Annotated in this window: 23 protein-coding genes and 5 pseudogenes; 10 read left to right on the forward strand and 18 right to left on the reverse strand. The window is 53.1% G+C overall.

Features of this window, described 5'->3' with window-relative positions; genetic code table 11:
* Positions 1 to 119: 119 nt before the first annotated feature.
* Positions 120 to 1,595: an ATPase domain-containing protein gene (locus ACN2TU_RS18080; protein ID WP_435157307.1), complete on the forward strand. Its 1,476-nt coding sequence runs from the start codon at positions 120 to 122 to the stop codon at positions 1,593 to 1,595.
* Positions 1,588 to 1,965, forward strand: a complete 378-nt coding sequence (locus ACN2TU_RS18085; protein ID WP_435157309.1) for a response regulator — start codon at positions 1,588 to 1,590, stop codon at positions 1,963 to 1,965. Before ACN2TU_RS18080 ends, ACN2TU_RS18085 begins: the two co-directional genes overlap by 8 nt.
* A gap of 451 nt (positions 1,966 to 2,416) precedes the next feature.
* Here ACN2TU_RS18085 and ACN2TU_RS18090 read toward each other — a convergent pair whose 3' ends face one another.
* The 3 genes and pseudogenes from ACN2TU_RS18090 to ACN2TU_RS18100 all read right to left on the reverse strand — a co-directional run.
* Positions 2,417 to 3,157: an HFX_2341 family transcriptional regulator domain-containing protein gene (locus ACN2TU_RS18090; protein WP_435157311.1), complete on the reverse strand. Its 741-nt coding sequence runs from the start codon at positions 3,155 to 3,157 to the stop codon at positions 2,417 to 2,419.
* A 68-nt stretch (positions 3,158 to 3,225) separates the two neighbouring features.
* On the reverse strand, positions 3,226 to 3,420 hold the full coding sequence (locus ACN2TU_RS18095) for a DUF7504 family protein (protein WP_435157313.1): 195 nt from the start codon (positions 3,418 to 3,420) through the stop codon (positions 3,226 to 3,228).
* A 41-nt stretch (positions 3,421 to 3,461) separates the two neighbouring features.
* Positions 3,462 to 3,880: pseudogene (locus tag ACN2TU_RS18100) on the reverse strand (M78 family metallopeptidase domain-containing protein); the annotation flags it as partial.
* 89 nt (positions 3,881 to 3,969) lie between these two features.
* Here ACN2TU_RS18100 and ACN2TU_RS18105 point away from each other — a divergent pair.
* Positions 3,970 to 4,344, forward strand: coding sequence for a CBS domain-containing protein (locus tag ACN2TU_RS18105; protein WP_435157314.1), 375 nt, complete (start codon positions 3,970 to 3,972; stop codon positions 4,342 to 4,344).
* A 78-nt stretch (positions 4,345 to 4,422) separates the two neighbouring features.
* Here the strand turns inward: ACN2TU_RS18105 and ACN2TU_RS18110 are convergent, their stop codons facing one another.
* The 7 genes and pseudogenes from ACN2TU_RS18110 to ACN2TU_RS18140 all read right to left on the reverse strand — a co-directional run bounded on the left by ACN2TU_RS18110 (position 4,423) and on the right by ACN2TU_RS18140 (position 9,412).
* Positions 4,423 to 5,358: an ArdC-like ssDNA-binding domain-containing protein gene (locus ACN2TU_RS18110; protein WP_435157316.1), complete on the reverse strand. Its 936-nt coding sequence runs from the start codon at positions 5,356 to 5,358 to the stop codon at positions 4,423 to 4,425.
* A gap of 666 nt (positions 5,359 to 6,024) precedes the next feature.
* Positions 6,025 to 6,472 (reverse strand): annotated as a pseudogene (locus ACN2TU_RS18115) (DUF7995 family protein).
* Positions 6,473 to 6,602: 130 nt separating this feature from the next.
* Complete coding sequence (locus tag ACN2TU_RS18120) at positions 6,603 to 7,040, reverse strand: SWIM zinc finger family protein (protein WP_435157318.1); 438 nt, start codon at positions 7,038 to 7,040, stop codon at positions 6,603 to 6,605.
* Positions 7,041 to 7,225: 185 nt separating this feature from the next.
* A complete protein-coding gene (locus ACN2TU_RS18125) occupies positions 7,226 to 7,669 on the reverse strand; it encodes a hypothetical protein (protein ID WP_435157320.1) in 444 nt (147 codons plus the stop codon).
* Positions 7,670 to 7,672: 3 nt separating this feature from the next.
* The gene (locus ACN2TU_RS18130; protein WP_435157322.1) at positions 7,673 to 8,215 is read right to left on the reverse strand and encodes a DUF7342 family protein; all 543 of its coding nucleotides are present in this window, start codon (positions 8,213 to 8,215) and stop codon (positions 7,673 to 7,675) included.
* 250 nt (positions 8,216 to 8,465) lie between these two features.
* On the reverse strand, positions 8,466 to 8,612 hold the full coding sequence (locus tag ACN2TU_RS18135; RefSeq protein ID WP_435157324.1) for a hypothetical protein: 147 nt from the start codon (positions 8,610 to 8,612) through the stop codon (positions 8,466 to 8,468).
* 392 nt (positions 8,613 to 9,004) lie between these two features.
* On the reverse strand, positions 9,005 to 9,412 hold the full coding sequence (locus tag ACN2TU_RS18140; protein WP_435157326.1) for a PadR family transcriptional regulator: 408 nt from the start codon (positions 9,410 to 9,412) through the stop codon (positions 9,005 to 9,007).
* 127 nt (positions 9,413 to 9,539) lie between these two features.
* Between ACN2TU_RS18140 and ACN2TU_RS18145 the strand changes: the two genes are divergently transcribed.
* Positions 9,540 to 10,088, forward strand: a complete 549-nt coding sequence (locus ACN2TU_RS18145; protein ID WP_435157328.1) for a DUF8170 family protein — start codon at positions 9,540 to 9,542, stop codon at positions 10,086 to 10,088.
* Between the two features lie 334 nt (positions 10,089 to 10,422).
* Here the strand turns inward: ACN2TU_RS18145 and ACN2TU_RS18150 are convergent, their stop codons facing one another.
* The gene (locus ACN2TU_RS18150; protein ID WP_435157330.1) at positions 10,423 to 10,962 is read right to left on the reverse strand and encodes a DUF8008 family protein; all 540 of its coding nucleotides are present in this window, start codon (positions 10,960 to 10,962) and stop codon (positions 10,423 to 10,425) included.
* 260 nt (positions 10,963 to 11,222) lie between these two features.
* On the opposite strand from ACN2TU_RS18150, the pseudogene ACN2TU_RS18155 reads away from it, so the two are divergent.
* A pseudogene (locus tag ACN2TU_RS18155) lies at positions 11,223 to 11,375 on the forward strand (SprT-like domain-containing protein); the annotation flags it as partial.
* A 613-nt stretch (positions 11,376 to 11,988) separates the two neighbouring features.
* Positions 11,989 to 12,225, forward strand: coding sequence for a hypothetical protein (locus ACN2TU_RS18160; RefSeq protein WP_435157332.1), 237 nt, complete (start codon positions 11,989 to 11,991; stop codon positions 12,223 to 12,225).
* A 57-nt stretch (positions 12,226 to 12,282) separates the two neighbouring features.
* Here the strand turns inward: ACN2TU_RS18160 and ACN2TU_RS18165 are convergent, their stop codons facing one another.
* The 4 genes and pseudogenes from ACN2TU_RS18165 to ACN2TU_RS18180 form a co-directional block, all read right to left on the reverse strand.
* Positions 12,283 to 13,218, reverse strand: a complete 936-nt coding sequence (locus tag ACN2TU_RS18165) for an ImmA/IrrE family metallo-endopeptidase (protein ID WP_435157333.1) — start codon at positions 13,216 to 13,218, stop codon at positions 12,283 to 12,285.
* A gap of 274 nt (positions 13,219 to 13,492) precedes the next feature.
* Positions 13,493 to 13,660: pseudogene (locus ACN2TU_RS18170) on the reverse strand (transcription initiation factor IIB family protein); the annotation flags it as partial.
* Between the two features lie 290 nt (positions 13,661 to 13,950).
* A complete protein-coding gene (gene pdhA / locus ACN2TU_RS18175; RefSeq protein WP_435157335.1) occupies positions 13,951 to 15,069 on the reverse strand; it encodes a pyruvate dehydrogenase (acetyl-transferring) E1 component subunit alpha in 1,119 nt (372 codons plus the stop codon).
* A 277-nt stretch (positions 15,070 to 15,346) separates the two neighbouring features.
* Positions 15,347 to 15,700, reverse strand: coding sequence for a DUF8008 family protein (locus ACN2TU_RS18180; RefSeq protein WP_472850210.1), 354 nt, complete (start codon positions 15,698 to 15,700; stop codon positions 15,347 to 15,349).
* Positions 15,701 to 16,253: 553 nt separating this feature from the next.
* On the opposite strand from ACN2TU_RS18180, the gene ACN2TU_RS18185 reads away from it, so the two are divergent.
* Positions 16,254 to 17,510, forward strand: coding sequence for an RNA-guided endonuclease InsQ/TnpB family protein (locus tag ACN2TU_RS18185; RefSeq protein ID WP_435157337.1), 1,257 nt, complete (start codon positions 16,254 to 16,256; stop codon positions 17,508 to 17,510).
* 363 nt (positions 17,511 to 17,873) lie between these two features.
* On the opposite strand, the gene ACN2TU_RS18190 is transcribed toward ACN2TU_RS18185, so the two are convergent.
* Positions 17,874 to 18,098: a DUF8015 family protein gene (locus ACN2TU_RS18190; protein ID WP_435157338.1), complete on the reverse strand. Its 225-nt coding sequence runs from the start codon at positions 18,096 to 18,098 to the stop codon at positions 17,874 to 17,876.
* A 643-nt stretch (positions 18,099 to 18,741) separates the two neighbouring features.
* Between ACN2TU_RS18190 and ACN2TU_RS18195 the strand changes: the two genes are divergently transcribed.
* The 3 genes and pseudogenes from ACN2TU_RS18195 (at position 18,742) to ACN2TU_RS18205 (ending at position 21,506) form a co-directional block, all read left to right on the forward strand.
* The gene (locus ACN2TU_RS18195; protein ID WP_435157339.1) at positions 18,742 to 18,990 is read left to right on the forward strand and encodes a DUF8156 family protein; all 249 of its coding nucleotides are present in this window, start codon (positions 18,742 to 18,744) and stop codon (positions 18,988 to 18,990) included.
* A 4-nt stretch (positions 18,991 to 18,994) separates the two neighbouring features.
* A pseudogene (locus tag ACN2TU_RS18200) lies at positions 18,995 to 21,093 on the forward strand (type B DNA-directed DNA polymerase).
* Between the two features lie 263 nt (positions 21,094 to 21,356).
* Positions 21,357 to 21,506, forward strand: coding sequence for a hypothetical protein (locus tag ACN2TU_RS18205; RefSeq protein ID WP_435157340.1), 150 nt, complete (start codon positions 21,357 to 21,359; stop codon positions 21,504 to 21,506).
* 542 nt (positions 21,507 to 22,048) lie between these two features.
* Here the strand turns inward: ACN2TU_RS18205 and ACN2TU_RS18210 are convergent.
* The gene (locus ACN2TU_RS18210) at positions 22,049 to 22,252 is read right to left on the reverse strand and encodes a DUF7522 family protein (RefSeq protein ID WP_472850211.1); all 204 of its coding nucleotides are present in this window, start codon (positions 22,250 to 22,252) and stop codon (positions 22,049 to 22,051) included.
* 104 nt (positions 22,253 to 22,356) lie between these two features.
* Entirely contained in the window at positions 22,357 to 22,935 is a 579-nt protein-coding gene (locus ACN2TU_RS18215) for a DUF7344 domain-containing protein (RefSeq protein ID WP_435157341.1), read from the reverse strand.
* Positions 22,936 to 23,335: the final 400 nt, after the last annotated feature.

Here is a 23,335-nt window from a genome sequence, read left to right on the forward strand (position 1 = left end):
CCGCGCCGCTCGCTTTCAGGATTATTGACGATGGGACGATTACTACCGTCCTGTGATTTCTCGATATACACTCCGATAGAAATATACAGTCTCATTGAACAGGTATAGCAACGTCGCGCATGAATATCAGCCAACTGACAAAAATATCGACGGGAACGACGGGGCTAGACGAGATTCTCCAAGGGGGATTCATCGCGAAACGAAGCTACCTTCTACGAGGCGACCCGGGAACAGGAAAGACGATTCTCGGGATGAAGTACCTCACCGCCGGTGTTGAGGCTGGCGAGACGGTGCTGTTCGTCAATCTGGAGGAATCGGCAGACGACATTCGAGACAACGCAGCGACGCTCGACATCGACCTGTCTGACGTACATTTTCTCGATTTGAGTCCGGATTCGGACGTGTTCGTCGATGAGCAATCTTACGACATCTTCTCGCCGAGCGAAGTCGAACAGGAACCGCTCACCACGGCAATTACCGACCGCGTCGAAGCAATCGAACCGGATCGAGTGTTCATCGACCCGCTGACCAAACTTCGCCACTTGACGTCCGACGAGTATCAGTTCCGAAAGCAGGTTATCGCGTTCATGCATTACCTGAAAGAACAGAGTGCAACGGTTCTCTTTACGTCACAGCACAGTGACGAGTCGTCCGACGACGACTTGCAGTACATGACCGACGGAACCATCCAACTCGAACACTCCACCCACGGCCGAACCATCAGGGTCCCGAAATTCCGTGGCTCGTCGGTCAACGAAGGTGACCATGCGATGCGTATCGAACAGGGTGGTCTCTCGGTCTTTCCGGAAATTGCACCGACGGAACACTCCCGAACGTTCGAAATCGAGTCGGTATCGTCGGGCGTTCCAGAGGTTGACGAGCTACTGCACGGGGGGCTCGAACGCGGCACTATCAGCATTTTGAGCGGTCCGACCGGAGTCGGGAAGACGACTGTCGGCACGCAGTTCATGAAGGAGGCTGCAGGTCGTGGCGAACGGTCTGTCATGTACATGTTCGAGGAAACACTCGAAACGTTCCGCGAACGGAGTCAGAACATCAATATCCCGGTCAAACGGATGCAAGAACAGGGTGCCCTCGAAGTCGAGGAGATGAAACCCCTCGACTGCTCCGCCACCGAATTCGCCTACCGAGTTCGGAAGGAAGTCGAAGAAAATGACACCAGCATCGTGATGATCGACGGTATCGACGGCTACAAACTTTCCCTTCGAGACGACGACGACCGTGTGCTGGTTCGAAAACTTCACTCGCTCTGTCGCTACCTGAAGAATATGGGCGTCACGGTCGTTCTCGTGGACGAAATCGACACCATCACCGGCGAGTTCCAGGCCACGGAGGCGGGCATTAGCTATCTCGCGGACAACATCGTCTTCCTTCGGCATCTCGAAGTTACCGGCGAGATGCGCAAGGCGATCGGCGTGTTGAAAAAGCGGACGAGCGACTTCGAACGGACACTCCGGGAGTTCAAAATCACCGAACACGGCCTCAAAGTCGGCGAACCGTTGACCGAGCTCAACAGCGTCCTTTCGGGTTCTCCGGAGGTGGCGCGGCCGACATCGGAGACCTACAATGGGTGAGGCGGCCCTCATCCTCGCGCTCGGTAAGCACGAGCGAAATCTCGAACTGCTCGCAGGACTCCTCGAAAACGGCGGGTACGACGTCGAGATAGCGACGAGTATGGATGAGTTCGACGAACTTCTCCAGTATCGTGATGACGTTGCGCTCGCAGTCCTCGACGTGGACGGGTTCACCGAGGACATCTGGAAGCGGTGTGAACAACTTAACAACCGAGACATCCCGATGCTCGTCCTCGCCGCTCAGATTCCGCCCGCAATGCGGCAGAAGGCGGTTAGCAGGGGTGCACAGACTATTCTCGAAAAACCAGTCGACAAGGCAGATTTGCAGGCGACGATACGCGGTTTGATGGAATACATTCGGATGAACTGATTGCGATCGGGGGTTGGTTTGCTGTTCTTTTCACCTTCTGTCCTTTCATTTTCCGGTTTTCCGTTCTCGACCAAGAGCATTCGGCGGAAACCGATGACGAGTAGGGTCGTCCGACGATGTGGTGGAGGACCGAAGCGTTCAGCGGAGGAGGGTTCGGTGGGGAACCGAACAGCGGTGGAGTGAGAGCCGAAGTGGGGGAACCACACGGAGGGCTATCGTCGGTTGGGGGAGGGGTGCTACGTCGTCATCGAATAGTAGTTCAACCGATACCCAATTCAGTACTATCACGAAACTATTGATAGTTTCGATACAATCTATACTATTCTGACTTTGTGGATATCGGGCCGAGTCCGAGTGATTACAACGAGATGGCAAAACAGTGTCAGCAATCCCTGCGCCCGACCATCGTAGCTGTTCCGTTGACGAGGTTGGCGAATGAAACTGCGCCGTCTCAGAGCTTGTGCCGGAACGCACGAAGTACGTCCCGTCCCGTCTCGGTCAGCGTTACCTGTTTTTGCCGACCGACTTTTGCGACATCGACGTAGCCATCTCCGGCGAGCGGGTCAACGATATTGGCGTTCAACAGTGCGAACTTCGCTTTGTCATTCGCCGGGTTGCTGTCCGAGATAAAGGACAAGTTCGCGGTCTCCGCGTAGTCGATGATATCCTTTTTCTTCGGCGTGTACACTTCCGTGTCCGCCTCGTCCAGATAATTCATCACGGCGACTTGGTCGCGTGTCGGTGATTCGATCGGGTACGTCGGTAGCACTTCTTCGCCGACGTAGCCGTAGCTCTGGCGTTCGTTTCTGTCTTGATGTGCGTACCCTTCCGGTTGGACGTAGTACGCCGTGGCGCTCGTCGCCATACAGGCGATTGCCGCGCCAACTGCGGAGAGCTTCGACCCGCTGGAGACGTTCACGCGGACGATATCGTCCTCGTGGTTGGAAACGAGCGTGGTGACGACCCCCAGCACATCGTAAATGTCGAGCAAATCCACGGCTTTGCTTCGAACGTCGATACCGTCGTCCCGTAGTACGGATTTCAGGTCATCGTGGTAGTCGGGCCGTTCGCTTGCCGGGCCGTCGTGTTCGAGGAGGTAGAGCACATCGATACCGTGTTCGTGAACGGGGCCAACGATTCGGTCGTACTCGTATCCGAGAGGCGCGATGTGAACCTCGTCGATGGATTGCATTATTCGGTCGTTCGCGTACGACTCGTTAAATCCCGTGGATTTTCACCTCGTTGTCCACTATCCACGACTCACAACCGAACCCAAATCGTCGTCTCGTTGTAGGCTGGTACGTGCCAGCGGTGTTCCGGTGGCTGCCCCGGCTCCTGCCGGAGTTCGATGCGTGCGTCGAACAGCGGCGAGAGTCGTCCCACGAGCGAGTCATCATCCGGTACCGGAAGGCGATAATGACCCATTCCTCCGGACTTCACGATGGCCTCCGTCATCGTCGAAACGAACTGTCGAACACACTGGTTGGGAGTGATACCTGACCGACGATGTACGCCACGCCTTCCGCCTTGACTTCGCGTTTCGATCGCTCATAATCGGAGTCAACATCGAATTGTAGCAGTGCATGGGCGTATTCGTGGATCAGCGTCACAGCGAGATTCGCGTGATTTTCCCGAGCTTTTGCCTCCACGATCGGCTGGAGGTCGTATAGACTCCGCTTTTGCAGACACCCTTCGCCTTGCCATGATCCCAATCATCGATGTCGACGATGCGAACGGTCACCCCGAGATCATCAGCTGCCTCTTGGAGTGAGGGCACGAGATTCTTGGCGTTTCCAGTTGCTGCAGTCTCCACTTCGGGAAGTGGCTCACCCTCCGTCTGAGGGGTATCGAACACGGGAGTGGGTTTAAATTCGACAAGCCCTGTCGACCACTTGTTGGGGGGTGTCTCGTCGTACCTCGTCGCGAAAGGTTATGGTGGAGAGGACGAGCACAGAGCGAAGGACAAGGGGAACATCCATAACGTTTGAATCCGTTGTTTGTAGTATGGGTTTTGATGATAAGACAACCGTGGCAGACGTGATGTCAACGCCACTAGAGACAATTGCAAAGGATGCGACAGTAATGGAAGCCGCGCAGCGGATGCGAGAGAAGGACATCAGTGCGCTGGTTGTTCCAAACACGCCCCGGGCGATCATCAGCAGTACGGACGTAATCGCCGCCGTCGCCGACGGACGCGATACCTCGGAATTACAGGTGGCCGATATAATGACGACCAATGTCGAGACCGCTACACCGGATCTCTATATGGAGGAGGTCGCCGCCATGATGACCACTTACGGTATCAAACACCTCCCGGTCGTCGACGACGACTACGTCGGAATGGTCTCTTCGACTGACGTCACTGCCCACCTCTCGTAACTAGAATCACAAAACAACAAGCCGTCCGGTACCTCCCACCTCTCTAATTTGCACGCAAGAATCTAGACGACTCAAATCTTACTCACTTCTTTGTTCAACTATCTCGATGATCTTCACTGCCGTCGAGCGAATACGCCCAAGCCGCTCTTGAATCACATTCGCATCATCGTCCTGCCATGCTGCGAGGTAGAACGCTGAGCCACTCGTATCTAACCCGACGTATCGACCGACGATGTACGCGACGGCTTCTGCTTCGACCTCACGTTTCGATCGCTCACACTTATCCTTAATATCGAAGTGCAGCAGTGCATGGGCGTATTCGTGAATCAGCGTCACAACGAGATCCGCCTCATTTACCCGATCTTTCACCTCCACGATTGGCTGGAGGTCGTACAGACTGCGCTGTTTACAGACACCCTTTGCTTCTCCGTTTTCCCAGTCGTCAGCGTCGACGATACGAACTGTCACACCGAGATCATCAGCTGCATCTTGGAGGGTAGGAACGAGGTTTTCAGCGTCTCCCGTTACTTCAGTCTCCGATTCGGGAAGTGGTTCACCCTCCGCCTGTGACGCATCGAAAACTGCAGTGGGCCTGAACCCGACCAGTCCTTTTGACCACGCTTCAGGCGGCAATTCGTCGTATGGACAATCGCTTTGCTCGTGGTACCTGGACGAGTTCTCGCATTCAGGACACTGCTTTGTGATGATCGGCACCCAGATCCAGATTCCGTTCTCGCCTTCCTTCACATGGCGGTCGAACTCGGTCCGCCAGGTGTTGTACCCAGCAACCTTCGTCGCGTTCGGGTACTGAAGGGTAATCAAGAGCGTGTTCCGATGGGAGTAATCGTGGAATTTGGACTGGACCGTTAACCACTCCTGGAATTGTTGACTCGCTCTCGCCTCGGCAGTCAAGGTGGTGAGGTCGTCGATCCAGTGTTCGATCGTGCTGTGCATTTCGTCACGTCGGGTGTCGTACTCACCAAACGACACCGCGGAGTTGGTACTCGTAGCCATTGGTTTTCGAATACGGACGCTTCTATCGAGCGCCCCGCACCCCCTTGGGGCCGAAAAAACCCCAGTAGAGTTCTCAATCACTACCTTCAGCGGTTTCGGAAGGCACAGCTTCTAACTCTAGCGCACCACTGTTGACCGTGCGGTCTGAGTAGTGGACCTCCACCCCGTTTTATCCCCCGAAACGTCACTGGGAGATGGTTCTCGATGAGGTTCCGATCTAATACTAAATTGAAAAGAGGCCAGATTTTTTAATATGGTCGGTCAGAAAGGAAGGTTGATATGGCATTCCCTGCCATTGTGCGTCGGTGGCTTTCTCCGAATGAGAGTGTCCTTCTTGAGTGTCGCCACTGCGGAACGACGCTTGAAACGACCGACCAGCGGTGCGCTACCTGCGGATCGACTGAAATCGCGGTCTACGACGTTTCATAATCCTACCTCGATGGGGGTGGCTGCTAGGGTGAACTCTATTGGATACGTTGCGGTTATGAACGAGATGGTAGTAATATAGTAGCAATGGTTCGACATCCTAATTCCAGTGTTAAACAGCGATTTTACTGACTACGGCCCGTACAGACGGCGAATGTATGTTCTGTCTCCTGCTACTGTTTGCACGCCGAATCCAAAATATCGTAGTTCTACCATGTAAGGTATGATAACTACCCTAAACTAGTAGTGGACATCCGCCGGGATGATCCACACCTGCTCGTCGGCATCGAGCACATGTTCAAGGTGTTCACGATTGCGAATCGCATCGCCAAATTCGGTGTATAGGTAGAGCGACGGGCCACGATACGCGCCGAGATTGTAGCGTGGCGGGCGAGGTCTTTGTCGTGCATGAACTTGTCATCACTGAACTCAGTGACCGCCGTTCTCACTCGTTCGAGATTCCGTTCGAACTCCTGTCTGGTTGCCTCCCAGCCACGCTCGAGGAGTTCCGTTCCTTCGTCGGAGTCGACTGGTGTGACGACCGCTCGTCATCGAACGTCACGTAGTAGTAAAAGATGGCAGCGTTATCAGGACCAGCGCCAACAAGTCGGTCAAACGCTGCTTTTCCGCATGCAAGTGCCGTCTCTTCGGTCGATGCTTCTACGAGTGCGTAAATTACCTGGTGCATATCGGTCACCTCGCCGACGCATTGGTTCGACCCAGCTCCATCATACAACACTTCATCTGTGCGCCGGCACCCATCGCCGGCGCCAATATAAACCACTCCGCGAGAGGAGCAGATTCACACGTGATTCGCACTACTCTCCCGGGAGATCGCGACGCCCGGATCGCACACAGGGCCAACATGGAAAATCACTCAGTCCATTACAATCACAATCCTTTGGTTGGTCTGTGTCGCTACCGTTTTCATAGGTTTCAGCTTCCTTCTCGATTTGTGTCCCGCCGTCTGCAACGAGAGAGTGGTCTGTTGCTGCCTGCAGGAGTGGCGTTCGAATTGCGACGCCAACGCGATGTTTGCACGCACCGTCGTAGCGGGCATCCGCAGGACACTCACAGGCAATGGGTATCCCGTCGCGAACGGTGACGAGATATTCGTGATCGGCTGGTTTTGCATGACTGGTATTACGAACGAGGACACCCCTCGTTTCGAGTGAAAATTCGAGGGCTTCGTACTGGGCGCGCTTTGCAACTCGCTTCGTGAACGTCAGGTGGGACAGAACGTTGTTACTGGACATACTCGCTCCACGAGGCACATCTGATTCGCCCCGCACCCCTCGGGGGCACAGAAAACACGTTCTCGACGATGATTTTCAACTCAATGCCCAGATCTCTAGGCAGATCTCTCTAGACTCCCTCGCTCTCACACGTGAGTAGTCGGAGGGAATAGTAGAGTCGGTAGTGAATTTGAGTGTGTGCGTAACTAGCGGTGGTAGGTCGGAAGTATTTCCTCCAGAAGATTCTCAATAATTTCCCAGAGGATGAGCGATGGGGTCTCGTGTTGAAACGTCACTGGCTGATGCGTCGTTTCCTCGTCAATCGAGTACTGAAAATGTGCTCGTCCAAGGGCTTCGTGATCCTCGTCCTGGTGCCACCCAGCATGGAAGCCTGTGTTCGGGTCGCTAAAGTTGATACGAAACCAATCATGCGGTGTTTGGCGATACCACTCGATGACGAGTTCGGGTGCCTCTGGTCCGGTGGGTGGATCGACGCGGCTCGGATCGAAGGTTGCCTGTAGCTGTTTGGCTTCAACGTCGTTCGGAACGTACTCGATCGTTGTGATATGTGGAACGCGTTCGAGGACATCTCGTTTCAGTTGTTCATATAACTGTGCATTCGGATTTCCACCTGGATGTGGAACGGACATCTGTCAGTTACTGGCCTCGGCACGCTCTGCGCTTGGGGCCAAAAAGTCCCACTCCCGAATTGCAAATCCAACGATCTGAATTCGCTGTTGGAGATGCTCCCACTCTCGAGCGATTGCCCGTCGCTGAGCTTCCTCATCCGAGCTAAGGGTTTCGTCTGCAATCGTCGCCCGCAATTGATTCGGTGACTCGACTGCAAATGTCTCTTCCCAGTCCCGGATTTGGGCTTTCATCTCGGACAGCCGATCGGTTAATTCCTCGACTGTCCGGTGGCCATCGCGAAGTCGGACGGCCTCTTGCATTGTCTGTCGACGATAGTCTGGGGAGTAGGTCGTGTGAGAACCACTCTCATCGCGGCGGAGCACGCCATCATCCACGAGTCGCTCAAGGACGCGTTTGGTCGGCTCGTGTGACCACTCTGCCTCAGAGGCAATCCAATTCACGGTACGGGGTTCAGACACTTGGCGAGCCACCATCCGGACACGGTCTTCACCGGTCGTCTGACGCTCCATGAGCCCTGTTTCTGGTTCCTCTGAATTCTTGTCCATGTCTGTGCTTACGGGTGGAATATTAATATAGGTTGAGGGTGGTTCGATCTATATCGAAACCCTACAACTAGATCGTTCTATCGAAATCCCAGTGAGATCGACGCTCACCGAACCAAGTGGTGCTAATCTTATGTGTCGATATCGGTCAGTATGAATATTGCTAATTGCATTCATAGGACCAACATAACACGATCTCGATGCTTGCAGAACGGAATCTCTCGTAACAAGGGTTGAAAGAAAACCAGGTTGGTCAATCGAATCGGTAGGTAGCGATCCCATCGTGGTCGCATTCCGGACACACGTTCGTTTCGACCTCGACTGTCGTTCCACACTGGCGGTACTCAGCAATGACGGTGCTGTGCGACCGGCCAGTGAGTTGTGTTAGGAGGTCTTTCATGCGAACTCCGGCTTGTGAGTGGTTCGGTGTTCGTTGATGACGAGCCCACAGTCCTCACAGACCGTTTCAATCACGTTGGTGGTGACCAGGCCGTCACATTTGGGTCACTGGGTAGTTGGTTCGCTCGGTACGTCTTCATCGAAGTCGGTTGCGTAGCTGTCGCTGATTGTCATTGAAATCACTCCTCATCGAGACGCTCAGTCTGGGACGCCCCGCACCCTTGAGGGGCAGAAAAAATTCCCAGCGGTCGAATCGCATCGGTAGGTAACAGAGGAATCAGATCACGCTCATCGACAACAATTATATAAATTGTTTGACAGAGGACACATGCTTTGACATCGAATCACTGACAGGCTGTCAACGACGTTCGAGGATGGGATCGGTGGCCGAGATCACTCTGGCCGTGGCGCGTTTTCGTATTTGACCATTTTCTCGGGTTTGTCAGAGATTGTCTCGTAGATGCGTTGCAGGGTCTCTTCAGCTTCGAGGAGATTGTGTGCCTTGAGGAACTCGCGCCCGTCGTCTGTCAATCCATAGAATTTCCAGGGATATCCCTGCCGGCGCTGGTCGTCGGAAAGTGCAACCTCATTCACGATACCTGCCTCGATCAATTTCTGGATGTGTTTGTACACGGTGGCGTCGCTGACGCTCGGGTTGAGCTGTTCGAGCTCGTACATCGACGGGAGTTGTCGTGGGTGTTGAAGGATATTGGTGAGGAGTGCAAACCGAGTCTGTTGGGTCACAAAATGTACCAGTTCGCGGGTGTCTGCACTGCCGCCTGTTCCCAAGTCAGTGCTCATATCCCTAACTACGAACTGGTGGGACAAGTAGTTTACTCTAAGGTAAATTACTCCAGAGTAAACTAACTCTCTTTACTCGGTAAATTACTTAGTAAACACTTTACCGTCCGCGTAATATGGATCCCGTATGCCAGACGAGGAGTCACCGATTCCAGAGGACATTCTCATGAGCGCGACGTCGCAACTTGACCAAGAAGAGATCTCACTGGCCGACAATGAAGAGATCATTCACACGCTGAGTGAATTGACACCCGTATACGAGAACGACCGCTCGTACTTCGTTCTCGGAAACTACGATCGAGAGCCAATTCGACGATTGAACCTGGTCACCGATCGTTTGAATCGTCGGGAGGACGCCTACGCGTTCCGAATGGTCGATATCCGCGGCGAGTGGGACAACAGCATCCAGAAATTCTGTCTTATCGCCGACCTCGTCACATACCTCGTCGGTGTTGCTGAGAAAGATCCCAGCGACTTCCTCGTCGAACAGGGACTGCTCGTCGGTACCACCGAGTACTTCTCGAAAAGCTATGTTCTCAAACGCGAGTATGACGACGGAGAGCATCCGTTTGGGTGGATGCAAGATGGCGTCTTCGATCTCTTCGAGAACGAGGAACGGTTGTATCGGTGGCGAACCGACGACGATCTTCTCGAAGCTGCCGAGTCACTTCCGTGACCTGACCGAGGATACCGAGAACCAGATCGCCTTTTACTAATAGCAAGTGACTCGAACTCGGTATACTACGTCGGGCAAGCGGACACAGTCGTGAATAGTCTGCTTTGCGACCAGTGATTTGCACGCGGTTCCGACCACAAACACGGTGGCCGGTACCACTTCTCCCCCTCCCGCTAGTCTGTAGCCGATAGACGCCGATACAACTGCCGTACTTACGAGTAGCCGTCCGGCGTCTGTCCCGAACTGTGTCAATTCGGGGCGTCCACAACCGCGGTTGTGTGGGGTTTCGTGTTAGATTCGTGTCTTTCTCGGGGGTGATTTGGCCCCGACCACGTTACTCTCCGGCAACCCCGTCTGTGGTCGGGCTGTCATCCGAGTCTTTGCTCACAACCTCTCCAGGGAGTTCCACATCGGCTTTCAGGACAAGCCGGGTCTCTTGGTAACTCAATCCGTCTTTAGATCGTTGGCGTTTGATCTTCCCAAGACGCCCATTCGATAGTTCATGCATCGCGTCCATCGTCCGCCGAGCGAGTTCCTGTGAGTACTTCTTGCTTACGCCGGATTCCTTGAGCCGAATCCACTCGGCGAGATCTGAGGCATCGAGGTAGGAACGAATCTCACCACTTCCTTTCGACCAGAGTGAGTAGCGACCGGCCTCATCGCGCTCACGCCACGCTTTCTCGGCGAGTTCGTCGGGCTTACGATTCGTTACCGACGCCAACATCTCGTTGTCATAACGAGCCAGTCGCTGGATCGGTAAGAGATCGGCTGTCGAATGTGCAACTGCACCACCGCGACCGGGGACATCGTCCTCGCCGGGAAGCCGGAAGTAGGTGTTACAGCTGTTTACCCGCCAACACGCGCTCGACAGCATTCTCTACCGTCGCATTCTCAATCTCGTCAACCACGAATCTAACGCTGGTTGACGAGGATAAAAAATTTATGCCATTCATATTATTTTTCTTTAACTTTATCTTGTTGTGATATCATCTCGGGGATCCCGACTCACCTTCGTATAAACTGCAAATGTGAATAACGCTTGAAACGTAATTACACTCTAACGTGCATAGTTGGATTTCCAAGACGGACGATATTACGATCTCGCCCACGTAGGACGCGTTCGAGCACCACGGCTGGGAACAGTTCAGTTCGACAGTTCGCCATGAGTTGATCCACGCGTGGCAGAATCACGAGTTCGTGGAAGCGGATCACGGGCGAACGTTTGGCCGTTGGACGGACACCCTCGACACCACGCAGTACTGCGAGCGGTTCAAAGTCCCGAATTGATGAGTCTTTTGCGAGGACCGTGATGAGCGACTCACGCGCTATCACCGCTCCATGGTCGTTAAACAGCCTGAGAAGTACAGATGTGGCGACTGTGGCGGTACCCTTCGCCTTGAGGAGGTCACCGGATCGACCACATGGCGAAATTGATCGACGTTCCGGCCCTTGATCCATTGTCGCCCGGTGAGTGGCTCACAGAGTTTCTCGCCGCCACTGACGACAACCGACCCCCTGACACTTCGGCCCTCCCCATTCTCTCATTCGTTTGTTATTGTTGGTACTGACGCTAACGTAGGTCAGTATAATATACTAACCACCACCTAGTACGTCGTGCACTTATTCTCATGTAGAACCGACTCGTCTTGTTGTGAACGAACACTCACCCTGCGAGCCAGCGTTTCGTTTCACTTCCGCTCTGGTTGGCTGACCTCTTTATCAATCGCCTTCGAAGAGGAATCTGCAGTCGTCGTACCCCAGTATACGGCGTGGCTCCTATGTCCCTACCCATCCTTCCACGCCGTGTATGTCCCTTACATCATCAGACCACTAATGAGGCGAGCGTGTGTCATTTTGTCCCAAGGATTTACGTCGGTAGTCAGTGTCTTTGAGCATATCGATGATTTCGAATCGGCAATCACCACTCACACCACTTGCGCAAGAATCGCTCGATGCGCTTGCAAGCGCACTGCCAAGTAAGGGAGAACTCACGTATGAGCAAGCGTACACGATCCTCAAAGATCGCGAGGAGCTTGAGCAGCCCGCTGCCGAAGATATCATCGAACGACTCTACATGCAAGGCCACATCTACGAAGTCGAAGGAAAGATTCGGCTGACGGATTATCGACCTGAATAGCGAGCATTAGCTCGGTGATACAGTCGCATTAGGCGCTCGAATTCGACGGTTCCAAGCTTACTCACGACTCGTTTCGACTACCTCGATAATTGTCGCTGCCGTCGTCCGGATTCGTCCAAGTCGATCTTGAATCACGCCCGTATCATCGTCCTGCCATGCTGCGAGGTAGAATGCTGAGCCACTCGTATCTAACCCGACGTACCGACCGACGATGTACGCGACAGCTTCCGCCTCAACTTCGCGTTTCGATCGCTCACACTTATCCTCAACATCGAAGTGCAGCAGTGCGTGCGCGTATTCGTGGATCAGCGTCACAGCGAGATCCGCCTGATTTACCCGATCTTTCACCTCCACGATTGGCTGGAGGTCGTACAGACTCCGCTGTTTACACATTCCCTTCGCTTCTCCGTGCTCCCAGTCATCAGCGTCGACGATACGAACCGTCACACCGAGACCATCGGCTGCCTTCTGAAGGGTGGCCACGAGATTTTCAGCATTTCCGGTTGCTTCGGTTTCCAATTCGGGAAGTGGTTCACCCTCTGTCTGAGACACATCGAATATAGCCGTGGGTTTGAATCCGACGAGTCCTTTCGACCACGCTTCAGGCGATGTCTCGTCATATTCACATTCACTTTGCTCGTGGTACCTGGGCGAGTTCTCGCAGTCGGGACACTCCTTTGTAATGATCGGTGCCCAGATCCAGATTCCGTTCTCGCCTTCCTGGACGTGGCGATCGAAGTCGGTTCGCCAGGTGTTGTAGCCCGCCACCTTCGTCGCGTTTGGGCATTGAAGCGTGATCAGGAGCGTGTTCCGATGGGAGTAATCGTGGAATTTCGACTGGACATCTAACCACTCCTGGAACTGTTGACTCGTTCTCGCTTCGTCAGTCAAGGTGGTGAGGTCGTCGATCCAGTGTTCAATCGTGCTGTGCATCTCGTTACGTCGGGTGTCGTACTCTTTAAACGACACCGAAGAGGTGGTATTCGTAGCCATTGGTTTTCGAACACGGACGCTTTAATCGAGCGCCCCGCACCCCTCGGGGGCAACAAAAACGCGTTCTCGACGTGTGCAGAACGGGATCTCTCGTAGCAGGGGTCGACAGGAAATTAGGTCGGTCAATCGAATCGGTAAATCGCGATCCCGTCGTGATTGCATTCAGGACATACGCGTGTTTTGACCTTGCCCGTGGTTCCACACTGCCGGCACTCGGCGATGACAGTGCTGTGCGACCGGCAAGTAAGTTGCATCAGGAGGTCTTTCATGCGAGCTCTGGCCTGTGATTGATTCGTTGGCCGTCGATGACAAGGCCACAGTCCTCACAGACCGTTTCGACCACGTTGGTAGTGACTAGGCCGTCGCATTTGGGACACTGGTTGATTAGTTCGTTCGGTACGTCTTCGTCAAAGCCAGCTGCGTAGCTGTCGCTGAGTATCATCGAAATCATTCTTCATCGAGACGCTCGTTCTGGAACGCCCCGCACCCTTCAGGGGACGATAAAATTCCACGGCGGTCGAAGCATATCGGCAGAAAACACACGAGTCAGATAATAACTACCAACGGCAAATTACACTATTTGATATCTTTGGGTATCGGTCAACGTTTCTATTGTAGTAGTCTTCCTCCTCTCGTCTTCGATAATTGGGTCTTATGGATGCTGAAGCAATGTTCGTGCACATACTAATTGGGGGAAGTAGACAAATATGAACAGATCGACCTTTGGATCGATTATTTCTCTTGTAGCAGCGCCTCATCGCCGTACGTCGTACGAAGTGAGTCTAAATACTCGCGTTGATCCCGCAGTCTGTCAGTCGGTTCAGCGAACGTATAATCGAACATCTCATCCGGATTGGCATCGTGTTCCTCCACTGGTTCGATCAGATTTGCAAGGGTATTCTCGATTTCAGAATCGATACGGCTGATCTCGTCGTCATCGAGGCGATCTGTGTTGCGGAGGAATGATTCAAACCGACTCAGTGGATCACGCTGGCGCCAGCGTTCGACTTCTGCTTGGTCACGGTACACTGAGGGATCATCGGCAGTCGTGTGTGCGCCGAATCGGTATTGAATTGCTTCGATCAGAGTCGGCCGTGGGCGACCGTCAGTCGGTTGGGTTGCCTTCTTGCGAGCAGCATCCGTTACGGCATACATCGCAAGTGGATCCATGCCATCGACCTGTACGCCTTCAAAACCATAGGCATGCGCTTTCTGTGCGAAGGTTGCACTGGCCGTCTGGCGCTTGGTGGGGACAGAGATGGCCCATTGATTATTGTTACAAATGAACACCGCCGGAACGTCAAACACGCCAGCGAAATTGAGTGCTTCGTGGAAATCTCCTTCCGACGTAGCACCGTCACCGAAGTGGGCAACCGTTACGTGGTCATCGTTTTTTAATTTCGCCGCCCATGCCATCCCGACCACGTGCGGGAGGTGATCTCCAATAGTGATATTGAGTGGCAGAATGTTTTTATCTGCGAGTGCTGCGTTCCCGTGTTCATCACCTGCCCAGTACAGTAAGTACTCCCATGGGAACCCTCGTGCGACAACAGCGCCGTGTTCGCGGTATTGGTATGAGATGACATCCTCGTCGGACAGTGCATACGTCGAACCGATTTGTGCACCCTCTTGGCCAGCTAGTGACGAGTAGGTTCCAAGACGACCCTGTCGCTGTAAACTGATGATGCGCTCATCGAATCGACGACAGAACTGCATATCGCGGTATATTGCTATAAACGTCTCATCGTCGAGGTCGGGTACGAGCTCTGGTGTAACAACGTGGCCGTCGGCGTCCAATACTTGTATCCGATCTCTTGGATCGCGTGATAGTAGCTCAATTGTGTTTGCCATTCACTATCGAATACGTTGCTCGACCGGTCACAAGAAACGTAGGGTCGACAACGACGAAATTGACCATGTAGTTCCGACCATAAATGGGGTGGCCGGCCCCAGCTCTCCCCCTCCCGCTGGCTTCTAGCCGATAACCGCCGATACAACGGTCATACTCACAAGTAGCCGTCCGACGTCAGTCCCGAACTGTGTCAATTCGGGACGTTCACGACCGCGGTTGTGTTGGGGTTCGTGTTAAATGTAGTTTCCTCTCGGGCGTGCTTCCGTTCCGACCACGCTACTCTCCGGTACCCGCGTCTGTGGTCAGAGTATCGATTGTGTTCTCCTTCGTTACCTCGCCGGGAAGCTCGACATCCGCTTTCAGGACGAGACGAGTCTCCTGATAGCGCAAGCCGTCTTTGGATCGCTGGCGTTTGATTTTCCCAAGCCGATTCTTCGAGAGTTCACACATTGCGTCCATCGTCCGTCGAGCGAGTTCCTGTGAGTATTTCTTGCTCACGCCGGACTCTTTCAGGCGAATCCACTCGGCAAGATCCGACGCATCGAGATACGCACGAATCCCACCACTGCCGTTCGACCATAACGAATACCGCCCGACATTGTCACGTTCACGCCACACCTTCGGACACACCTCATACCGAGTGAGTATACTCGAATGACTAACTAGATAATACGCTGAACTACAATATAATATAAATCGTATTTTTATTCACTCTTTTTCATTCCGAAAAACCATGGTTTCTACCGATTATCTATAGTAATATAGTAAAATATAGATACTAAATAGATATTGGCATATCGGTTAAATCGTTATTCGCCTCTATTACTCTCTTTCAGACCTTTAACACCTCATTTGTCACTCGGTATGAGGTGTGTCTGACGTATGGCTAACGAGCCAATCAGTTGTTTTGATAGACTCCATTGTCACTCGGTACGAGGTGTGTCTCTAATCGTCGAGATACTTCTCTCCAATCGGTTGTCATCATGGATTGATCCACATAATGAACATCACCGCAACGTATTCTACCTTTATAGAGGTTCAAGGAGAATACTCGTGCCTTTAGGCGCGAGATGAATCCGGCACCCTGACTGACACCCCACCGACGACATTCCAGCAGGATATTCCACCACTAACCAATACTTTGTATACATTCTAACTCATAACGTGTTATGAGGTCAGTTCGATGCTGGAGACAACCCGCACCTATGTCGCACGCATCACGAACCACCAACAGGTTCGTGGCGACCTTGACCAGTGTGGGTTCTCTGCATCCAAACTGTGGAACGTCGGACGCACCTACATCCAAGACCAGTGGGACGAAACCGATGAAATCCCGGACGAAGCCGAGTTGAAATCGAAGTTGAAAGACCACGAACGCTACAGTGACCTGCATTCGCAGTCAAGTCAGCGAGTTCTCGAAGAGCTTGCTGAGGCGTTCAGCGGCTGGTACAACTCCGACGACGGTAACAACCCACCCGGCTACCGGAAACGTGACGACCGGCATCCTCGCTCCACCATCACGTGGAAAAAGCGAGCCATCAAGCACGACGAGAAGCACTGCCAACTCCGACTCTCGAAAGGCTTCAACCTGAAAAAGAGCCGGTCAGACTTCATCCTCGCTGAATACGAAACCCGCCCCGACGTAGAAATTGAGAACATCCAGCAGGTGCGTGCCGTCTGGAATGGCGATGAGTGGGAACTACACCTCGTCTGCAAGAAAGAGATTCCAGTCGAAGACGCACCGGGCGACAAGACGGCGGGTATCGACCTTGGTATCAGCAACTACCTCGCCATCGACTACGAGGATGGTGAGAGTGAACTGTATCCGGGGAACGTGCTGAAAGAGGACAAACACTACTTCACCCGCGAGGAGTATCAGACCAAAGGTGAGGACGGGCCGTCGAAGCGTGCGTTGAAGGCTCGGAAGAAACTCTCCCGACGCAAAGACCACTTCCTCCACACCCTCTCGAAACACATCGTGCAACGGTGTATCAAAGAAGGTGTGGAAAAGATATCGGTTGGCGACCTCAGCGACATTCGAGAAGACGGCAACGGTGACTCTCGGAACTGGGGTGCATCGGGGAACAAGAAACTCCACGGATGGGAGTTTGACCGGTTTGCTCGTCTACTCGAATACAAGGCCGAGGAACACGGCATTCTCGTTGACCGTGTAGACGAAGCGAACACGAGCAAGACGTGTTCGTGTTGCGGGCAGATCCGGGATAGCAACCGTGTGGAGCGTGGATTGTACGTCTGTGAGTCGTGCGAGACGACGATGAACGCAGACGTGAACGGTGCGGTGAACATCCGGCGAAAGATAACTCAGAGTCCCCCGACAGGGGATATGAGTAACGGCTGGTTGGCACAGCCCGGAGTCTTCCTGTTCAACCGCGAAAACGGGTCGTTCAAAACGAGAGAGCAGGGAGACTGCAAACCGTAATATCCCAACGCTTGGGATTCCTCCGGCTTTAGCCGGAGGAGGATGTCAATGCCGAAGACAACGATGGTGGTCACGAACTCGAACTCGGCGAACTTCCACTTCCCGAGACGTATGTTGCAAAACGAGATTACGAAGATTTCTCGATCGATCACGATTTGGAACGCGAGAAGTACGATGCGATGATCGCGAAACTCTTCGAACTCCTCGAACGGAACGATCGTCTTTTCACGTGGACTGACCGTGATTCCTTTGAACACGCCGTCCGGGTAATTGCCGAACAAACAAGAGAGTGAACCGCTTCGGGGTCAAGCCCCGAGGCACTCGCCTTGCTCATCTGTAGAATCAGACCGCAGAGATGCGCACTTAGTCAGCCGAGTTTGTCTGGGAAGTGGGAGCAACTGATGTCGATTCAGGAGAAATATCGACGGGGCCATTCACGAATAGTGCATGCCCAATCAGGAGGACGGAGACAGTTGCACCGACTGGTACGGCTGCTGTCATTGACAGTCCAGCAGCGCTGACTGCACCGGTGACACCAATCAATGCGAGTGGGATCAAGCCGAGAATGAGATCATAATATCCTGTCATAATCTATTATATAAAATGGGGTGTAGGTACATAAGAGTTCTGCATAGCTACTCTGGAGGTTCTTCGTTATCACTGTATGACAACTGAAAATGTGACTCATAACTTATCACGTGCAGATAGTCATGCTACACTTCAAAATTGAGCTACTATCGGAGCATGCTAACTGATACCGTCGGTTGCGTATGTGGGTATCTACAATCAGCATTTGTGTTACCGGAACACGTTTTGCTCCATCGTCCAATGGTACAGATGCGCTCTCACACCTGGCCATTCCCGACGCCATCATGCGACGCTGACGGTCTGGCTGGTTGTGAGTGCCTTGCGGTCGGCTTTCCTTGCCTTTCTCCGAATGAGCGTTGGTGGGAGAACTGCGTTTTCGGAAAATCCAATCGGAAACGATTCAACCGGGCTACCAACGACCGGTACTCCCGATCTTTTTGAGACTCATCTCGTAGAGAAAGTTCTGGATAGAGACGTGCTGATTCGCTCCAAACTGACGGTAGCAGAATATCAGATCTTGCTTCATAGTGGTGGCCAGCACGACCAGTACTCACTCTGATCTCCATAGACATCTCCTGTATTGGAATATTCGGAAGCGGCCCTGGCTTGCCTAAGGGTACTTCGGTAGTCGTGTTTACCTGCAATGAGCCACACAAGCCAAATCACGACGGGATGGGAGGAGTATCGCCGAGCACTTCGACCGACCGATCAGGCGGTCTTCGATCGACTCTTCGAATATGCGTACTTGCATACCGATCCCAGCACGGTTCACAAGCCATTGTTCATTGAGACACCCCTTCTGGTCTCGATATTGCTTGAACAGCAACTGCAGATCGACGATTTGGAAGATCGACTCGATCACTTAGAGGATGACTTAAACGGGCAGAGATGAGACGATGGTGTACAAAATCGACTACGTCGACGGCGACGTGCTCAAGTGGTCGGTAACTGAGACGGAGGTGGAGTGTGAAGTCGATGAGTCGTATACGCCGACGATCTATGTGTCGGTGCATGGTGACGGTGATTTTTCGACGGCATGTGCGGCACTCCGAGACCATCCTGCCGTTGTGGAGGTTGCTACTGTTGATGAGCGCGTGAACTTCCGGCACAAACCTGAACAAGTACTCCGAGTTGATGTGGTCGACCTCAACGCGGTGAATTCGGTGGCACGAATGGTGAGCAAGTGGGGCTCTCCCGGTGAGTATCGCTGCTACAACGTCGATTTCTCGCGGGAGTTTCGATACTGTCTGGAAAAGGAGATTGACCCACTTCCAAAACACGAACTCTCGCAGATGCAGATTGCTGTGTCGGAGACGGAACTCGCTAATGAGATGGTTACTGAGTTCACAATCGACGATCAGGCGGTAACTGGGAGTGGGGCGAACATGTTAACGGCATTGTCGGCTCGCGTTGAGTCGGTTGATCCGGATGTACTCTTCCTGAATACGAGTGACCTCATTCCCGTTCTTTTCCAGCAAGCCGATCGACTTGGTCTGGATTTCCAACTAGGGCGGCGTCCAAGGTGGCAGCAATTGGCGGGTGAATCGACCTACGAAAGCTACGGCCAAGTCGGGCATTCACCGGCACGGTACAATCTCCCCGGTCGGGTGATTATCGACGCCTCGAATACGTTCATGTGGAATCAAACCAACCTCGATGGCTGCCTGTATCTCGTGGAGCAGTCGGGCAAACCACTCCAGGAGTTGGCGTGGTCGTCGATCGGGAATATTTTGACCGGGATTCAGATACAGGAAGCACGTAGGCGAGACGTGCTCGTCCCGTGGCGTTCGTGGCGTCACGAGAAATTCAAGACGATGCGTCAACTCCACGACACCGACCGGGGTGGGTTCACCTTTGCACCGGATGTTGGGTTGCACGAGGACGTTCATGAACTCGACTTCTCCTCGTTGTATCCGAACATCATCGTCACGCGGAACGTGAGTCCCGAGAAGATTCGCTGTGAGTGCCATGCCGGTCGGGAGGACGTGCCGGGCATCGGCTACTCGATTTGTGATGAACGAGGGTATCTACCCGATGTGCTTGAGCCGTTGATCGAGGATCGTGATGCGATCAAAGCCGAGATACGAGAGACTGAGGACGAAGAGCGTCGCGACGAGTTGGAAGGCCAATCGGGTGCGATCAAGTGGATTTTGGTCTCCTGTTTCGGCTACCAGGGCTTCTCGAATGCGAAGTTCGGACGGATCGAGTGCCACGAAGCGATCAACGCGTATGCTCGGGAGATTCTGTTGGAGACGAAAGCAGTGCTCGAGGAAAATGGGTGGCGCATTGTGCATGGCATCGTCGATAGCGTGTGGGTCACACCGATCGAAGGCGAGGAGCAAACGTCGCTGTCCGAGCTTGTTTCGGAGATTTCCGAGGAGGTAGAGATTCGCTTAGAGCATGAAGCGCACTACGACTGGATATCGTTCGTCCCGTTGCGTGATTCGGATGCGGGTGCGTTGACGAAGTACTTCGGGAAGGTCGCTGAGGAGGACGAGTACAAGTATCGGGGCATCGAGTGTCGCCAGCGAAGTACCCCATGGTATATTGACGATGCACAGAAAGCGTTGATTCGAGCGGTGGATGAGTATCGTGATCCAGAGTCGGTTTGTGAGGAACTGCGGTCGTGGGTCGATCGCCTTGAGCGCGGGGCGGTCGATCCGAATGAGTTGGTGATCACGAATCGGTCTCGAAGAAGCGGGAGGACTACATGCAATCGACGCGGAGTGTGGCGGCACTCGAGCGGGCGGCTGAGTTGGGGTTAACGCGTGCGCCCGGTCAGAAGGTATCGTATGTGGTAGTTGACGATGCAAAGCAGTCGCGTGAACGGATGCTGTTGGCGAGTGAGGGGGTGGACGAGTACGATGTCGGGTTCTATCGGGAGTTGTTGATTCGTGCAGCAGCAAGTGTGTTGTCACCGCTTGGCTGGCGTGAATCGGATATTGAGGAGGAGTTAGGGAAGTATATCGAGTCTAGTTTAGCATCGTTCGGTTGATCACTGGCTAGTGTGCCGCAACAGTCTCACGAAAGGGAATTCGGTAGTGAAGTCCTCCAATCTGAGGACTTCGTCCGCCCAAAGAGATACATGAAATTCACATTGGGGTATGTTGTCACCCCACGTAGACTGAGGGGATCGATTCTTTTGTTAGTTTGGGCCGAATTGGAGGGGCCAATCTGCAGTTTCGTGGTGCAATTGCTTATTACAGGGTCGATACGAGGCCGAACTCTTATCGTGTTGGATGGGCAACGACGATGGCCATGTCACTCTCCGCTGCCGTGCGGCGGTGGCTAACTGACGAGGATGGCCTCGTCTATGAGTGCCGGAACTGTGGAACGACACTGGAGGCAACCGATCAGAAGTGCCCGACCTGTGGATCAAACGAAATCGTCGTTTTCGAGGTTTCATAATCCGCTTTTGAGACGGTAGTCCGACGTTTTTCCCGAGGTTCGTGACTGGCTTGTCTCACACGGGATTGTCGCTCCAACATCTGAATGAGGGTGGGTATCCAGTGTCCCGCCTCCCTCTTAGTCCTAAGTGAACGGTGAATCCGATCGTCCCGTGTGAAAGTAGACCGCTCGTTTCTGCTCGGAAAGCTGCGTGTCATCTTCCACGTCATATTGGGGGGTACAGCGGCGGGGATACCGTGTGAAAAAGTCGAACACAGTCCCTGGGAAGAGGTCGCCCCATCGGACTCCCTGTTCAATCACGATTCGTTGGTCGTATGATTTTCCACAGAGGAGACACTCATCCGTATCTGGTGTCGATCTAGGCATAGCGTGTTCTAGTCGGCTTCAGCAAGGATGGGTTTGACGGCGCTTGTCACCTCCTCGAATTGCGTCATCGTCAACGAATCCGTCGTAATTTACAGCCCAGCGTGATCGGTGATCACACGCACGAGATAGCCGTTGTCGAAGTCTCTAAGTGTGAAGTTGTATTCACCGAGTTCGGATCAGTTGTATGTCCGCTGGAGATTGAACCCTCTGCGCTCGGTTTCTATGAATCCGAGTTTGTCGCCGCGTTCGAGTTCACCCCGGAGATACAAGTGTTCAGCCTCATCTGGGGTGAAGTACGTTAGACTGCGTAGCTCATCGCCAATCTGTGCCCGGCACGCCCGAATCAACTTCTCGGTAGTAGCATCAGCAAGCGTGCTCATGCGAGAGACTAGCCACTCGCGCTGAAAATATGCTTTGGTGAACGAACTCCTAATTTACTTTTAGCTTCGTCTATAGGAAAACAGCTGGTTTACAGTTCTCTCTTCTACCCATCGGTCGAATGGAGTTCTAACGGTGTTTCTGGGACCGTGTTCCGCGTATACCAATAGTGAATAGCCGCCACCATCCCGTATGCAGCCATGACACCAAGCATTACTACAAACCAGGGTAGCATGGCCATTGGATACAATTTGAGCCAGATACTCACGAACAGAAGTCCACTCCCAAGTGCGAGTCCACAATAATAGCGGTCCCAAGGAAGCGTTGGTTTGGTGAACACGTTCAGATAGTCATCAAACACTCGTATGCGACTCGTCGGCCGAATTTTCCCGGTCTCTGGGTCGTAGTCTATGATCCCAGCATCCGCGAGTGCCGGAATGTGGGTCTGGTACAGCGAAATATAGACCCGTTTTCGCTGTTTCCCGAGGAGGTCTGCTGGAGTGGTATTGCATTCCCACGCAGCGACGTGGTCAGTCACATCGGCAAAGTCGACAGTGCAATTTTCTCGTCGTAGATAGTGAACTGCATATCGTCGTCGCATGCTCTTCAACACCTCGAACACCTGATCCTGTGAGAGTTCAGTTCGATTCATTGAATCGTTCAGCTGTTCAGTGAATGCCTTCATGTCACTATCCTCAGTGAGTGGCGATTGGGTCTAACAATACAGAGAACACCATTCTACAGGCTAGTCTCTCTTCTTCGACCTTTGTTATCTCGACGCTATTTATCGTTAGCAGACCTATACAGCTGATATCATCGGTATAGGATTACCACTCCTTGTCGAGAGAGTATTTTGAACAGTGATTTTAGCACTGCTGTTCACTTTCGTTACTCGTACTCAATTCATTGGTGAGGGCATTCACCGACTGAAGGTACTCGGTTCCGCCTCGAAGGCACTTCCTGTTCGAGATAATGAAGCGTCTACTTCCAATTGGGCATCCGAATTGGGGATGCTGTGACTATCAGTCGACTAGATCTCCTGATTTTGGTGCTGTCATTCGCATTCACATTTGTAGACTTGTCCT

The organism is Haladaptatus marinus (assembly GCF_051194195.1).